This window comes from Paraburkholderia sp. SIMBA_053 (genome assembly GCF_046534895.1).
GTDB lineage: Bacteria > Pseudomonadota > Gammaproteobacteria > Burkholderiales > Burkholderiaceae > Paraburkholderia > Paraburkholderia caledonica.
Genome location: NZ_JAWRXU010000002.1, coordinates 797,890 through 813,242, shown reverse-complemented (window position 1 = coordinate 813,242; position 15,353 = coordinate 797,890). Strand labels below are relative to the sequence as shown.

Annotated in this window: 15 protein-coding genes; 4 read left to right on the top strand and 11 right to left on the bottom strand. The window is 63.9% G+C overall.

Going from position 1 to position 15,353, the window contains the following annotated elements; all coding sequences use genetic code 11:
• Positions 1–93 precede the first annotated feature (93 nt).
• Positions 94–546, top strand: coding sequence for a hypothetical protein (locus SB753_RS10180; protein ID WP_410800096.1), 453 nt, complete (start codon positions 94–96; stop codon positions 544–546).
• Between the two features lie 370 nt (positions 547–916).
• Positions 917–1,504, top strand: coding sequence for a YSC84-related protein (locus SB753_RS10175; protein WP_204520765.1), 588 nt, complete (start codon positions 917–919; stop codon positions 1,502–1,504).
• Between the two features lie 344 nt (positions 1,505–1,848).
• On the opposite strand, the gene SB753_RS10170 is transcribed toward SB753_RS10175, so the two are convergent.
• From SB753_RS10170 to mltG, 11 genes are all read right to left on the bottom strand, one after another.
• Positions 1,849–2,916, bottom strand: coding sequence for a glycosyltransferase family 4 protein (locus SB753_RS10170; protein ID WP_020065944.1), 1,068 nt, complete (start codon positions 2,914–2,916; stop codon positions 1,849–1,851).
• Between the two features lie 297 nt (positions 2,917–3,213).
• The gene (locus tag SB753_RS10165) at positions 3,214–4,377 is read right to left on the bottom strand and encodes an AAA family ATPase (protein WP_408163811.1); all 1,164 of its coding nucleotides are present in this window, start codon (positions 4,375–4,377) and stop codon (positions 3,214–3,216) included.
• A gap of 100 nt (positions 4,378–4,477) precedes the next feature.
• Positions 4,478–5,890, bottom strand: coding sequence for an alpha,alpha-trehalose-phosphate synthase (UDP-forming) (otsA, locus tag SB753_RS10160; RefSeq protein ID WP_020065942.1), 1,413 nt, complete (start codon positions 5,888–5,890; stop codon positions 4,478–4,480).
• 211 nt (positions 5,891–6,101) lie between these two features.
• Positions 6,102–7,337 (bottom strand): mechanosensitive ion channel family protein, encoded by a 1,236-nt coding sequence (locus SB753_RS10155; protein ID WP_088174512.1) that lies wholly within the window; start codon positions 7,335–7,337, stop codon positions 6,102–6,104.
• Positions 7,338–7,599: 262 nt separating this feature from the next.
• Positions 7,600–7,956 (bottom strand): Rap1a/Tai family immunity protein, encoded by a 357-nt coding sequence (locus tag SB753_RS10150; RefSeq protein ID WP_006048979.1) that lies wholly within the window; start codon positions 7,954–7,956, stop codon positions 7,600–7,602.
• A 176-nt stretch (positions 7,957–8,132) separates the two neighbouring features.
• On the bottom strand, positions 8,133–8,873 hold the full coding sequence (locus SB753_RS10145) for an ankyrin repeat domain-containing protein (RefSeq protein WP_410800095.1): 741 nt from the start codon (positions 8,871–8,873) through the stop codon (positions 8,133–8,135).
• Positions 8,874–8,919: 46 nt separating this feature from the next.
• Positions 8,920–9,714 carry a TatD family hydrolase gene (locus tag SB753_RS10140; protein ID WP_020065938.1) on the bottom strand — a complete coding sequence of 265 codons (795 nt, stop codon included), beginning with the start codon at positions 9,712–9,714 and terminating at the stop codon, positions 8,920–8,922.
• Between the two features lie 69 nt (positions 9,715–9,783).
• The gene (locus tag SB753_RS10135; protein WP_204520761.1) at positions 9,784–10,308 is read right to left on the bottom strand and encodes a GNAT family N-acetyltransferase; all 525 of its coding nucleotides are present in this window, start codon (positions 10,306–10,308) and stop codon (positions 9,784–9,786) included.
• Positions 10,309–10,401: 93 nt separating this feature from the next.
• The gene (locus SB753_RS10130) at positions 10,402–11,436 is read right to left on the bottom strand and encodes a DNA polymerase III subunit delta' (RefSeq protein WP_410800094.1); all 1,035 of its coding nucleotides are present in this window, start codon (positions 11,434–11,436) and stop codon (positions 10,402–10,404) included.
• A gap of 93 nt (positions 11,437–11,529) precedes the next feature.
• A complete protein-coding gene (gene tmk, locus SB753_RS10125) occupies positions 11,530–12,150 on the bottom strand; it encodes a dTMP kinase (protein ID WP_088174516.1) in 621 nt (206 codons plus the stop codon).
• On the bottom strand, positions 12,150–13,160 hold the full coding sequence (gene mltG, locus SB753_RS10120; RefSeq protein WP_410800093.1) for an endolytic transglycosylase MltG: 1,011 nt from the start codon (positions 13,158–13,160) through the stop codon (positions 12,150–12,152). The genes tmk and mltG overlap by 1 nt, the downstream gene beginning before the upstream one ends.
• A 77-nt stretch (positions 13,161–13,237) precedes the next feature.
• Between mltG and SB753_RS10115 the strand changes: the two genes are divergently transcribed.
• A complete protein-coding gene (locus SB753_RS10115; RefSeq protein ID WP_410800092.1) occupies positions 13,238–14,362 on the top strand; it encodes a YgfZ/GcvT domain-containing protein in 1,125 nt (374 codons plus the stop codon).
• Positions 14,363–14,483: 121 nt separating this feature from the next.
• Complete coding sequence (locus SB753_RS10110; RefSeq protein WP_410800091.1) at positions 14,484–15,353, top strand: NRDE family protein; 870 nt, start codon at positions 14,484–14,486, stop codon at positions 15,351–15,353.

Sequence of the window (15,353 nt, the reverse complement as noted above, 5' to 3'; positions counted from 1 at the left end):
CTATGATGGCTGCGGAGACGGCCCACCCCACACAATATCCATACGGGCCGCCATCTTGTCGTTGATGCCGAAAAGCATCGATTGGAGGCAAGGATGGTATCGAAGCATAAAAACCGCTGGTTGAGGCGGTGGCTGGTCGTCATCGTGTTTTGGGCCGTGCCCGTGGCGATCGTTGCAGTCAGCGAAATTCGCGAGGAGATGGCCTATAACGCCGTCGATCTCGATCGCGCGCTGACCACCTGGAATTTCACCGACGCACAGCGCGCCGCCGGCGCCCCCGCCCGCTGCCACGGCAAGCCCGACGAGGCGCAAGCCGCCGGTTGCCCGGCCGACGTGCTGGCCGCCAACGCGCCGCGCCAGCAGGACGCCCGCAACGAATACAGCGTGCGCCGCTCTACCTTGATGGCTTACCTCTGGCATGCATTCGTCGGTTACTGGATCGTGCCTGCGCTCACGCTGCTTGCCGTGGGTGTGCTGATCGGCGGGGTGCGGCGCGCACTCAGGCGGCCGCCCACGGTCAAGAGCCAGGCGAACCACGGCGGATAGCGTGCGCCGAAGCCGCGAGTGTGCGGCGCCGGGACAACACTTTTCGTTCGATGACGGCGCAAATTGCAGCGCATCCGAATCGGTAAAAATGGGCATCTGCTTAGGGTTCTATGCGGCCGCCGGTCGTCAACCCACGAGCGAATCCGCGACGCCGTGACCCCGTTCGATCACGCTTTCTGCGCGTGGCGAGCCTCGTCGCACGAGCCGGTCAGATTTACAGCGTGTCTCTTGCAATCTCCCGCAAAGCCCCGTCACATAAGGCTTTTCGCCTACGCGTGCGAGGGCGCCTTTTAGCTTGCCGTGTGATATAACTCAGAAGACAGCCGCGTAACTTCCGCGGCTGCGCCAAGGAACCATACGGAGAAAAACGATGCAAAGACGACACTTCATGTTGAAGACTACCGCTGCGCTCGCTTTCGGAGGCCTTGCACTTGCCGGTTGTACCACCAACACCGGCGGCCACGACACACCGTCCACCGACGCGTCCAAACGTCAGTCGATCGACGCCAGCGTCGACGGCACCTTGTCGCGCCTGTACACGACCGTGAAGGGTTCACACGAACTCGTCTCGAAGGCGCGCGGCGTGCTCGTGTTCCCGTCGGTGCTACAGGCTGGCTTCATCGTCGGCGGGCAGTACGGCGAAGGCTCGCTGCGCGTGGGCGGCAGCACGGTGGGCTACTACAGCACGGTTTCCGGCTCGTTCGGCTTGCAGGCCGGCGCACAGTCGAAGGCCATCATCTTCCTGTTCATGACGCAGGACGCGCTCGACAAATTCCGCAATGCCGACGGCTGGTCGGTGGGCGGCGACGCTTCGGTCGCGCTCATCAAGATGGGCGCCAACGGCGTAATCGACACCACCACTGCAACGGCGCCGGTGCAAGTATTCGTGCTGACCAACACTGGCTTGATGGGCGATCTGTCGCTGCAGGGCACGAAGGTTTCGCGCCTGAAGATCTAAGGAATATGACGGCGGACCAGCGGCCTCGCATCACGTCGTCGCATCGCGATAACCGCCCGGACGTATGCGGGTTGCGCGTGCTGTCCGCCTGATTCCCGCAACGGTGTCCGGGATGGACACGGGGATTGCACAGTGTGAGCCGCGCGATGTGTCGCAGTGCGCGGAAACTTGACGACAGGCCGGCTCCGTTCGCGGAGGCCGGCCTGTCCAACTTTTATCCGTTCAACTTAAGGTTCTGGAAACGGTGCGCGGAGCAGTCGGCATGAGCTTTGGCAACGAGCAAGTGCACATGTCAATCCGGTGGCCAGACCTCCAGAACCGCCCGCATGAACCGCTCGCGGAAATCAACGCCCCGAGCTATCCACAACCTTGAAGCGCGAGCGCTTTTGCGCGCGAATCACCGACTGATACGCGTCCACATATTGCTGCGCCATCCGGTGCGACGTGAAGCGCTCCTCGAAGCGTTGACGCACGCCGGCACGCGGCATCTTGTGCAGCCGGTTGACCGCCGCCACCGCGCCGATCTCATCTTCCACGATAAAGCCGGTCAAGCCGTCTTCGAGCACCTCCGGCACCGAGCCGCGATTGAACGCGACGACCGGCGTACCGCAAGCCATGGCCTCGATCATGACGAGGCCGAACGGCTCCGGCCAATCGATCGGAAACAGCAGTGCATGTGCGCCGGACAGGAATTCGGCCTTCTGATGATCTGCGATCTCACCGATGAACTCGACGTGCGGCAAGTCCAGTAGCGGCCGGATATCGCGCTCGAAATATTCGCGATCCGCGGTGTCGACTTTTGCCGCGATGCGGATCTGCATGCCACAGCGCCCCGCAATGCGAATCGCCGTGTCGACGCGCTTTTCGGGCGAGATACGGCCGAGGAACGCGAGGTACTTCTGCTCGACCGGCTGCGGCGTATATAGCTTCTCCGGCAAGCCGTGATACACCGTGGTCAGCCAGCGCGCTTGCGGCAGCGGATGGCGCTGCGCATTGGAAATCGAAATGACCGGTGCAGTGTTGAACGTATCGAACACCGGCTGTTGTTCGGGCAGATCGAGCCGGCCGTGCATGGTCGTCACAAACGGCGTCTCCTGCCGCTTGAACACCGAGAACGAGTAATAGTCGAGGTGAAAATGCAGGACATCGAACTCTTCGGCCTGGCGGCGCACCAGTTCCATTAGCAGCATGTGCGGCGCCACGCGATCGCGGATGCCGGGATCGAGGCGCAGCGCGCGCGGCCACACGGCCTCCAGCTTCGCGCTCGTCACCGAGTCGCCACTTGCGAACAGCGTCACGTCATGGCCGAGCTCCACGAGCGCCTCGGTGATGTACGACACGACGCGCTCCGTGCCGCCGTACAGCTTCGGCGGCACCGATTCGGTCAAGGGGGCGATCTGCGCAATCTTCATAGTTGTCTCCGTGAACTGACGGCTTGCGGCGCTGGCTTGTGCACAGCCTGGCACGGCCTGGCGCTGCCCGGCCCGGCCCGGCCAGGTTTATCCGGCGTCGATAGGCGCCGGGGTGGCAGGCAGGTCTTCCGTCTTTCGATTAATGGCGCTGAGGCCGGCGCGCGCGCCACAGGCATCGAAGCATTATTCCCTGGCAGGCGCTAAAAAGCGCCCGGTATTGCATTTTTTGGGCGCTGTTACATTCAGCTTACATCGCAAGGACCATCGAAATATTGGAGCCGCACGCACGCGTCGGTGTCAGCGCGACGGCCATTTCCACGCCGGTATGTCGCGCTCTTCGGCGTCGGCGAGACGCGTTGCACCGAAATGCTTCTCCAGCACGATCGACTCGCTCGCGTCTTCGCGTTCGAGTGACGCGATAAGCCGCGCCGCGTGCGACACGACAAGCACCTGTGAGTGCGCGGCCACCCGCGTGATCAGCCGTGCAAGCGCCGGCAACAGGTCCGGATGCAAACTCGTTTCGGGCTCGTTCAATACCAGTAGCGCGGGCGGACGCGGCGTCAACAGGGCGGCGACCAGCAATAGATAACGCAGGGTCCCGTCAGACAGTTCCGCACCTTTTAGCGGACGCAGCAAACCATGCTGCTGCATCAGCACTTCGAAGCGGCCGTCCTGTGTGGCGACGTCGAGCCGTGAGCCGGGAAACGCATCGTCGATGGCGGCGTCGAGTGCAGCGGGGTCGCCGATCTCGCGAATGGTCTGCAAAGCCGCGGCGAGATCCGCGCCGTCGTCGGAGAGCACCGGCGTGTGCGTGCCGATTTGCGGCATGCGCGCGGGCGCGTCGACATCCGTGCGGAAATGGTCATAGAAGCGCCACGAGCGGATCTGTTCGCGCACCGCGATCATCTCCGGCGCGCATCGTGGGTCGGCGAACTCCGTCATCATGCTGTCAAAGCTCGCGACGGGTTGCGGGACCGTTTGCCAGTCGCCGTTTTCATCGCGCGTGCGCAGCGCCGCTCCTTGTCGATCCACCAGCAACGCCGAGGGCCGAAGCACCGGCCCGCTCCAGATGCACTCGCGCTTGATGACGGGATCGAGCACGAACCTGCTGATACCCGGCTGCGGCAAGCCGAGGTCGATCGCATAGCTGAACGTGTCGCCCGCGAAGCCGAGACGCAGACTGACCGGTGCGTTGCGGGTCGTGCCTTGAACCTCGAATTCGCCGCTCAGCATGCCCCGGGAAAAACGCTCCGGGCCGGCCCATAAGGTGGACGGCAAACCGCCTTCGCGCGCGAGCGACGTGATCACGCCGCCGCGCGCCGTTTCGGCAAGCAGGCGCAGCGAACGATAGACGCTCGACTTACCGCTGCCGTTGGCACCTGTGATGACGTTGAGCCGCCCAAGCGGCACGATCAACTCGCGCAGCGACCGGTAACCGGCGATGGCGAGCGCGCTCAGCACGCGGCCATCCGTGCATAAGACCCCCTGCAGGCTGCAGGCGCCAAGCGCCCTGGCGTGCCGCGCCCGCATGCGCGCACGACATGCCGTTTCGGACCGCTCACTACTTATGCCCGCCGCCCATGGCGGGCTTCTGCAGCGGCACGCTGCGCAGGTCGCGCAGGAAACTGTCGCGCCACACGCCAAGATCGTTCTTGCGCAGCGCCGCCATGTTGATCTCGTGACGCCGCTGACGCGCGTCGAGCGGCATTTGCAGCGCGCGCTGCAACGCCTCGCACATGCCTATGGCATCGTGCGGATTCACGAGCAGCGCGCCTGTCAGTTCGGCCGCGGCGCCCGCGAAAATGGACAGCACGAGTACGCCCGGATCGTCGGGGTTCTGCGCGGCGACATATTCCTTCGCGACGAGATTCATGCCGTCGTGCAACGGCGTGACGAAACCGATCTGCGACTCGCGGAACAGCGACATGAGTTTCCAGCGGTCGTATTGCTGGTTCAGATAGCGGATCGGCGTGTAGTCGAGACCAGAATAGCGCCCGTTGATGCGCCCTGCTTCGTACTCCAGATCCTGACGGATCTTCTGGTACGTAGCGACGTCCGAACGCGTGGGCGGCGCAATCTGCACGAGCGTGACGTTACCGCGCCATTCGGGCGAACGCTCCAGCAGATGCTCGAATGCGCGAAAGCGCTCGACGAGCCCCTTCGAATAATCGAGCCGGTCGACGCTCATGATCAGCTTGCGGCCTTCGAGACTCTGCTTCAGATCGAGCACGTGTTGACGGCTCTCGTAGCGCTTTGCCTGCTCGGCAATCTCGTCTGGAAACACGCCGATGCGGTAGACGCCCGTACGCAGTTTGCGGCCGAACGCTTCGACGAGACCGTCGCTCGACACCGAGCCGCGCGCGTGGCGAGTGACGTAATCGTGGAACGCTTCCTGGTCGGTCGCCGTCTGGAAGCCCAGCAAGTCGTAGCACGACAGCGATTTGACCAGCTCCTCGTGCGGCGGAATGTTGAGCAGAATCTGCGGCGCGGGAAACGGAATGTGCAGGAAGAAGCCAATGCGGTTCGTGATGCCTTCGCTGCGCAGCGCTTCGGCGAACGGAATCAGGTGATAGTCGTGAATCCAGATCACGTCGTCTGGCTCGAGCAGCTTGATCAGCTTGTGCGCGAGCCACGCGTTGACGCGCCGGTAACCGGCATACTCCTCGCGCTCGTAGCGCGCGAGATCGTTGCGGTAGTGGAACACCGGCCACAGCGTCGCATTCGAGAAGCCGCGGTAGTACTGGTCGTAGTCCTTGCGCGTAAGACCCACCGTTGCGAAGGTGACCGCGCCGTCCTGTTCGAGCGTCGGCCCGGCGTTGGCGACGGTCTCGCTGACCACGTCGCCGCTCCAGCCGAACCACACGCCTCCGGCGTCCTTCAGCGCGCCGAACACGCCGACGGCGAGGCCGCCAGCCGATCCTTTGGTTTCCGTCGGCGTTGCGACGCGATTCGACACGACGATCAGTCGGCCCATGTTGCTAGTCCTCCTTGTTGCGCGCGGCATCTGCCAGGGTGCAGCCGGCGCTCGTCACGCAGCGAGCGCCTCGACAAACTTTCGCATGGTGCACGCCATGCCGCGCCGAGTTTATGTGTAAGTGGACGGTTCGACCCTTTAGCGATCGATCGGTTGCATCGCCGTGGGCGTTGGTCCGCGCGAAGAAGCCTCACGCGGACAGCGGTGGCCCCTAGGCCATCTCTTTGACCTTGTGCGACGGCGTTGCGGCGCCGGTCGCCTGAGCGGGCCGGCTCGCCACCGGGTCCGCCTCAGTATGCGCCGCCGTGCTGCCGGCAGGCGTGCGAGCGCCGCGCGGCACCCAGTCGAGCGGCTCGCCCTTGCCGTTTTCGAGTTCCGCCGACACTTCCGCACGCGCGCGCGGCAGATACTGCGGATAGTGCTTCTGGATGAAGTCGAGGAGCCCCTCGCGCACGCGGCAGCGCAAGTCCCAGTTGAGGCCCGAATCGAGCGAACTGACGAGCGCACGCAATTGCATCGAGCGTTCGGTGCCCTCGGTGACTTGCAGAACCTGGACGCGCCCGTCCCACTCAGGCGCCGCCGCGACAATGCGCGCAAGCTCCTCGCGCAGCGGCGCGAGCGGCATCCGGTAATCGACGTAGAGAAACACCGTGCCGATGATTTGCGAACTGCTGCGTGTCCAGTTCGAAAACGGATTTTCGATGAACCATTGCAGCGGCACGATGAGCCGCCGCTGGTCCCACAGGCGCACCGACACGTATGTGCCGGTAATTTCCTCGATGCGCCCCCATTCGCCCTGAATGACGACGACGTCGTCGAGCCGGATGGGTTGTGACAGCGCAATCTGCAAGCCGGCGATCAGATTGCCGAGCACCGGCCGCGCGGCAATACCGGCAACCAGACCTGCCACGCCCGCCGATGCAAGAAGGCTCGCGCCGATCTGCCGGACATTCGGGAACGTCATCAAGGCGCCGCCCACGCCGACGATCACGATCACGAGCATCACGGAGCGGGCCAGCACTCTCGCCTGCGTGTGGATGCGCCGCGCTTGCAGATTGTCGGCGGTATCGAGCGGATGGGCCTGAATGATTGCCTCGCCGATGGCCGCCGCCGAGCGCACCGACAGCCAGGTCAACGCGCCGATCAGCGCGATCGCGGCGGCGTCGCGCAACGGCGATATGAACGTGAGCGTGTCGGGCGCCTCCCACCATACGGCTTCCAGCGCGAGAATGGTGAGCGCGAACAGCGAAGGCTTGTCGATATAGCGAAGCACGACACTGGTGAGCGGATAAGGCCGCGCGATTCGGGTCACGATACGTGCGCCCACGCGGTGCATGCCGATGCCGATCAGCACGACGACCACCGAGATCATGAACGCGCCCAGCCACGTATGCAGCGGCGCTTCGGCGATACGGTCAAGGTGGTTGAGTTCGTCTAGAAAAGGCATGAAGGACAACCTCCTTTTCGATTGGATGGGGACAGGCCGGCGGCCATGAAACGCGGCGACGGCACAATGTGACACGCGCCGCGGGACGAACCCGCCGGACGCGCTCGTGAAAAGCACTGAAAAACACCGTAAAGCGCCTTCGAGGCGGACGCGCTAATCGAAAAATGCGCTCCGCTTGTCGAGCCGGCCGCGCATGTGCAGCGTGGCGTCCGACTCGTGAGAGAACGTGTGCGTCGTACGCTACGCGTCCTTTGAACTCACACTAACTTCCGCTTTTGCAAGGAAATGCCTTGCCGAGTCCCAGCGAGATTGCCGTGCTCGCGTTGTAGCCCGCGACAATCGGATTTTCCGCGATGTACTTGCGTACGGCGTCTGTCAACTGCGCCGAGCGCGCGTCCTGAGGCAAGCAGAAATATTGCCCGACACGCGGTCCCGTCGTGCCGCCAATCGCGTCGATGGTGTTGAAGATGCCGTCGGCGGCGCCTTCGATGTATGCGGCGCACGCACTGCGCGACGCGACGTCGGTCTTCGTGCACAGTTTGTTGAGGTCGCCCCCCGTAAACGCGGCTGCCGATAACGGTACGGCAAACGCGCTGGCGAAAATCAAAGCCCGCAGCATGGTGTTCCTTTCCAGGGTCGTTTATCAGGCGGTCTGTTGCCGCATCCGGACGGCGCGCGAACGCGCCGCAACAAAGTCGTCATTCTGCACTGTTTTGCGATGCGGCAGCAGGCCGGCAGCCGCGATCTCCAGGCAATGGGCGGTGCGCACCGGCGCATGCCGGCGCGCCGCGCGCTCTATTTTTGCTGCATCTGCTGCAAACGCGCGGTCAGACCTTCGACCACGTCCGGCTCCTTATAGGTCTTCGCGAAATCCAGTGCGGTGAGTCCGATCTGGTTCTTGACCGTCAGGTCCGCGCCGTTGTCGAGCAGCAGTTTCACCGTCGACACATGGCCGCCGCGCGCCGCCATCATGAGCGGCGTGGTGCCGTTCGGGGACCCTGCGTCCACGTAGGCGGAATGGTCGAGCAGCAGCTTCACGATGTCGTCGTGGCCGTTTGCCGCCGCGTAGTGCAGCGGCGCCCAGCCCTTCTTGTTCACTTCGGCGTCCTTCGCGATCAACTGTTTGACGAAGTCGATGTCGCCGTTCAGCGCGGCCATCATCATGGCGTTTTCACCGGCTTTGTCTTCGATCTCGACGTTGGTTTTGGGATTTGCGAGCAGCGCGGCGCCGACTTTGTCGGACTTCTCGCGCGCGGCCAGCACCAGGAGCGGCATGCCCTGGTTATCGACGCTGTTCGGATCCATGCCCTTGCCGAGCAGTTTCTTGACGCCGTCGACGTCGTCGAATTTGACTGATTTGATCAGCGAATCGATCGGCGCGGCCTGGGCCGGTGCCGCGATCAGCGAACTCAGCGCGGCGCACGCCACCGTGGCGGCCAGCGCGGCGCGCGAGAAGCTGCGGCGCGCCGACGTGTATGCGGCGCGGGCCGTTTGGGCGGCTTGCCGTGCGTCGGAGAAACGGGAACTGTTGATCATATTTTACTTTAGGGTTGGCCCCTATCCTCTTGATATTTATCCACTTTCACAGTGCACCGATCGGCGCGGAAAGCTTGAATAGACGGAAGAAATTCTGCGTGGTTGCGGCCGCGAGCGCCTCGTCCGTCATGCCGCGCTGCTGCGCGATGAAACGTCCGACATAGCTGACGTACGCAGGTTCATTAGGCTTGCCGCGATACGGCACCGGCGCGAGGTAAGGCGAATCCGTTTCGATCAGCAGGCGCTCCAGAGGCACGCGGCGCGCGACGTCCTGCACATCCGTCGCGCTCTTGAACGTGACGATGCCCGACAGCGAGATGTAGAAGTTCTGCGCCAGCGCCTGTTCGGCCACGGCCCACGGCTCCGTGAAGCAATGCATCACGCCGCCCGGCTCGCTCGCGCGCTCCTCGGCCATGATGCGTAACGTGTCTTCCGACGAAGACCGCGTATGGATGATGAGCGGCTTGCCCGTGGCATGCGCGGCGCGGATATGCGTGCGAAAACGCTCGCGCTGCCATTCCATATCGGCGATCGAGCGGCCTTCCAGGCGGTAGTAGTCGAGCCCCGTCTCGCCAATTGCGATCACTTTCGGATGCCCGGCCAGCTCCACCAGTTCCGCGACGCTCGGCTCGCGCATGTCCTCGTGATCCGGATGCACGCCCACCGACGCGTACACGTTCTCATGCCGGCTCGCGATATCCAGCACGGACGGCAGCGTTTCCAGGTCCACCGACACGCACAGTGCGTGCGTGACCGAGTGGCTTCGCATATTCTCGAGCACCTGCGGCAGGCGGTCGGCGAGTCCTTCGAAATTGATGTGACAGTGCGAATCGACAAACATGATCATGTCCTGCAAATGAATGGCCCGAGGAATGGCCCTAAGCGTGGCCCAAAGCGTGGCCCAACTCCGTCAGGCTGCCGCGCCTTGCGCGTCGAGGCGCTTGCCGAGGATCACCAGATCGCGCTCCACGCCGTCCAGCACGGCCACGCGCGGCAGCGAGCCCCATGTGTCGAAACCGAAGCCGCGGAACAGACGCAGGCTCGCCTCATTGTGACCGAAGATGAATCCCAGCACGGTGTCGATGCCGAGCGCCGGCGCCGCCGCCAGCGAGGCTGCCAGCAACTGCTTGCCGAGGCCCTTGCCGCGCGCGCGCTCGTCGAGGTAGATGCTGACTTCGGCGGTACGCTGATAGGCGGGACGGCCATAAAAATCCGAAAAGCTCAGCCAGGCGATCACACGGTGCGGCTGTTCGGCGTCTTCTACAACCCATAGCGGGCGTTTCTGCGGCCCATGCGCGTGAAACCATGCAACGCGGCTTTCTACGCTGACCGGTTCGAGATCGGCGGTCACCTGACGCGAGGCCACCGTCGAGTTGTAAATGGCGACGATGGCAGGCAGATCGTCGAGCGTGGCATCGCGGTAAGACAGGTTCATGGTGCTTTCAGATTGAATTGAAGAACCGGCTAACGGGTAAAGCGCTATCGGGTGGAAACGACGCTCGCCGCGCGTGGGGAACGCCGACTCGCGTCATGCAAAAAGCTCGCGGTAACCGAGAAACAGTTCCTCAAACACGAGCCGCGCGTTCAGCGGATGATTTTCGACCGCGCGCTGGCGCGTTACGGCGCGCATGAAGCGGGAGAACGCGCTCGCGTCGGCTTGCGACGCACAGCGCGTCAACGCCGCCGACGCCTGCGGAAAATAGCGCGGCGCGCCCGCAGTGCGCTGCGCGAGCAGATCGTACATCCAGCGCTGCAGCCAGCCGAGCACGAGCGGCACAGGCAGCTTTTGCAGCGCCTCGCCGCATGCGAAGGCGTCGCACTCCGGGCCGGCGGCCAGTTGCTTGAGCGTCCAGTCGCGCAACGTGCGGTTTTCGTCGCTAGCGAGCGCGAGTGCTGTCAGCGGCGCGCCGCCCGCTTCGGCGAGCAGCGCCGGCGCCTCCGCCACGCCTTGCGCGGCGAGCCACTGGGTCGCGGCCTGGGGCGCGGGCAGACTCATCGGCCATTGGCGGCAACGGCTGATGATGGTGGGCAAAAGCCGGTCGATCCGCGCGGACACCATCAGGAAGACGACCCCCGCAGGCGGCTCTTCGAGTGTTTTCAGCAGCGCATTGGCCGCCGCGATGTTGAGCGCCTCCGCCGGAGCCAGCACGACCACGCGGGCGCCGCCGCGGTGCGAACCCACGCCGACGAAGTCGAGCAAGCCGCGAATCTGCTCGATCTTGATTTCCTTGCTCGGTGCGCGCGTTTTCTTGCCTTCGTCACCATCGGCTTTTTCGGCTTTCTCGTCCGCGCCGTTGCCGATGCCGGCTTCGGCGGCCAGCGCCTCGGGCACGACGATACGGTAATCGGGATGGTTGCCTTGCGTGAACCAGTTGCACGCGACGCATGCGCCGCACGGTTCGCCGTTGTCCCGCTGGTCCTCGCACAGCAGACCTTGCGCGAGATGCTGCGCGAAGCGCAGCTTGCCGATGCCCGCCTGTCCGTGCAGCAGCAAGGCGTGCGGCCAGTGGTCGCGCAATTGCTGCAGGCGGTTCCAGTCATCGGCTTGCCACGGATAAATCATCTTTTCTCTTTCTAATCAGTCAGTTGGACGCGAATTGTGATGTATTGCATGAGGTCTTCGTTAATAATAAAAATTGCTTATATTCTTTTAGGATCAAAGACTTGCCAGAAGTTCATCAAGCTGTTTCTGGATCCGCGCAATGCTTTGCGAAGAGTCAATGATAGCGAATCGATAAGGCGCTTCTTCCGCGCGCCGCAGATATTCGGCTCGGGTGCGGTCGAAGAATGCGGTCGATTCGCTCTCGAAACGATCCGGATCGCGCGCCGCGCTGCGCCTCTCGTTCGCGATTTCGGGCGCGAGGTCGAACAGCACCGTGAGATCGGGCTGGAAGCCGCCTTGAACCCAGCGCTCCAGCGTTTCGAGCTTGTCGCGCGGCAACCCGCGGCCGCCGCCCTGATAGGCAAAGGTGGCGTCGGTGAAGCGGTCGGAGAGCACCCAGTCGCCACGCGCGAGCGCCGGTTCGATCACTTCGGCCAGATGCTGGCGGCGCAGCGCGAACATCAGCAGCGCCTCGGTTTCAAGGTCCATCTTCTGATGCAGCACGATCTCGCGGATCTGCTCGCCAAGCGGCGTGCCGCCCGGCTCGCGGGTCATGACGACTGCGCGGCCGCTGGCCGCCACCTTCTGTTCCAGCCGCTCGCGGAACCAGGCCAGATGCGTCGTTTTGCCGGCGCCATCTATGCCCTCGAACGTAATGAATTTGCCGCGCGCCATTATTGCCCTCGAATGTATTTGTCCACGGCCTTGTTGTGATCGCCGAGGGTGTCGGAAAAGATGCTGCTGCCGTCGCCGCGCGAGACGAAGTACAACGCGCTGGTTTGCGCAGGGTTCATCGCCGCCTGCAGCGAGGCCACGCCCGGCAGCGAGATAGGTGTCGGCGGCAGGCCCATCCGCGTATAGGTATTGTAGGGAGTGTCAGTCTGCAGGTCCTTTTTGCGGATGTGGCCGTTATAGCTCTCGCCCATACCGTAAATCACGGTCGGATCGGTTTGCAACGGCATGCCCACGCGCAGACGGTTCGCGAAGACGGCGGCGACCATTGCCCGGTCGGATTTCTTGCCGGTTTCCTTCTCGATGATGGACGCCATGATCAGCGCATCATACGGTGTCTTGTACGGCAGATCCGGCGAGCGCGCGACCCACGCTTCGTCGAGGCGCGCGCGCATCAGCCGGTAGGCGCGGCGGTACACGTCGAGATCGCTCGTGTTCTTGTCGAACAGGTAGGTGTCCGGGAAAAACAGCCCTTCGCCGTTGCCGATCGACGCCTCCGGCGCGCCGATCGCGCTCATCAGCTGCGCGTCGTTCATTCCGGCGCTGTCGTGCTTGAGCGCCGGATTGGCGTCCAGTTCCTGGCGCATGCGCCTGAACGTCCACCCTTCGATGACGGTCGCAACGTATTCGTTGACGTCGCCGCGAGCGATCTTTTGCAGCACTTCGTATGGCGTGATGCCGGTCTTGAACTCATAGTTGCCCGACTTGAGTTCGCTCTGAAGACCGAGCAGCCGCGTCATGACGATGAACAGTTCAGGCTCGACGGGCACGCCGCAGCGGTTCAGCTGCAGCGTGACGCTGCGCAGACTGCTGTGCGGTTTGACGGTGACGTCGAGTTGCGCGGGGTTCAGCTCAAGCGGGCTATTGGCCCAGTGGTATCCGCCAGCAATCGCGGCTGCGGCCAGCACGACGATAATCGAGCCGGCGACGAAACATTTCTTGAAGAGGGACATGAAAACGTGACTGGGTTGGACTGCATATAATACTTGTTTGCCTTAGCTAAAGTCAGAATTGACTGTTCCAGGAATCCATGAACACACCGCTCGCTACCGCTTCAGGCACACCTTCAGGCACACCTTCAGCTACTGCTTCAGGCGCTGCTCCCGGCGCTGTTGCTGGCACCGCCGGCGGCGCGCCCTCGGGGCATTCCACCACGGCGCTGCCGGTGCTGCCGCGTCCGTCCGCCGATGAGTTCGCCGCAGTGCTCGAACATGGCGCGTACATGGCGCTCACGCAGTTCGGCGTGATCGACGCCACCGGCGACGACGCCGCGAGCTTCCTGCACGGGCAGTTGACCAACGACACGCAGCACCTGGACGCCGCGAACGCGCGTCTCGCGGGTTATTGCTCGGCGAAGGGACGGTTGCTGGCGTCGTTTCTGACGTGGCGTAGCGGCGACACGATCCGTCTGCTCGTCTCGAAAGACGTGCAGGCGGCGGTGCAAAAGCGGCTGTCCATGTTCGTTTTGCGCGCCAAGGCGAAGCTCGTGGATGCAAGCAACGAACTTGCCGTGATCGGCCTCGCGGGCGATGTCCGCAAGGCGCTGTCCGGCGTGTTCGACGCGCTGCCCGACGGCGTTCATGTGAAGGTGGACGGCGCGGCCGGCTCACTGATTCGCGTGCCCGATGCGTTCGAGCGTTTGCGCTATCTGTGGATCGGCCCGAAGGCGCAAGTCGAAGCGCACTTGCCGCCGCTTCGCGAGAAGTTGAAGCAGGTTTCGCCCGCAGTCTGGGACTGGCTCGACATTCGCGCAGGCGAGCCGCGCATCACGCAGCCTGTGGTCGAGCAATTCGTGCCTCAAATGGTCAATTTCGACGTGCTCGGCGCGGTCAATTTCCGCAAGGGCTGTTATCCCGGTCAGGAAGTGGTGGCGCGCAGCCAGTATCGCGGCACGATCAAGCGGCGCACGTCGCTCGCCAACGTGGCGAGCGACCTCGAAATCGCGAAGGCCGGCGCCGAACTCTTTCACTCCGACGATCCAGGCCAGCCGTGCGGCATGGTGGTGAACGCGGCATCGGCGCACGACGGCGGCGTCGATCTGCTGGTCGAGATCAAGCTGGCGGCGCTCGAAAGCGGCTCGGTGCATCTAGGCGAGGCGCAAGGCCCGGCGCTGCAGTTCCTCGCGCTTCCGTACGGCCTGCCCACCGAGGTTTAACCGCGCTTGAAGATGCGACGCGGCGCTGTTCGACGAAAACGCGCCGCTTTCTCGCTGCGCCCTCGTCTGAACTTCTGCCTGCCATGCCATTCCAGAAGTCCCCAATTGGGAGACGCCCCCGATGTGCCTGATTGTCTTCGACTGGCGACCCGATGCGGTCGACGGCCCGATCTTCACGCTTGCCGCGAATCGCGACGAGTTCTTCCGGCGCACAGCCGAGCCGATCGCCTGGTGGAGCGACGCGCCTGGCGTGCTGGCCGGCCGCGACTTGCTCGGCGGCGGAACGTGGCTCGGCATGTCGCGCGACGGCCGTTTTGCTGCGCTGACCAACTACCGCGCGCCGCACGAGATGCGCGCCGATGCGCCGACCCGCGGAACGCTCGTCAGCGACTGGCTGGCTTCGGGCAGCGCCGGTGGGAACGGCATGGAGAACGGCGGTGAGAACGGCGGCCTGCACGAAACGCCGCTGGCCTATCTGCAACGCGTGGCGAAGACCGGCGACATGTACAACGGCTTCAACCTGCTGGTCGGCGACTGGACGCGTCGCGAACTCGCCTGGTATTGCAATCGCTCCAACGCTGCCCCCGCGCTGCTTACGCCCGGCACACACGGCATCTCGAACGCGGTGCTCGACACCCCGTGGCCGAAGCTCGTCAGAAAGCGGGCCGAATTGAGCGCGCTCCTCACGCGCAACTCGATGCCGCCGCTCGAGCGCCTGATCGACCTGATGCGCGACCCGCGCGTCGCCCCCGACGATGAGCTGCCTGCCACCGGCATTCCGCTCGAACGCGAGCGGGCGCTGTCGGCGGCATTCATCGAAACGCCGGAGTACGGCACGCGCGGCACGACGGCGTTACGGGTAGTTGCGAACGCGGAGATGATCAGCGTTGCGGTGGCCGAGCGAAGCGACGACAACGGCTCACACCGGATCGTGCGCCCGGGTGACTTCGAGCGCAGCTTCGCATTCAACGTCGAGCCGCAAATCGCGTAA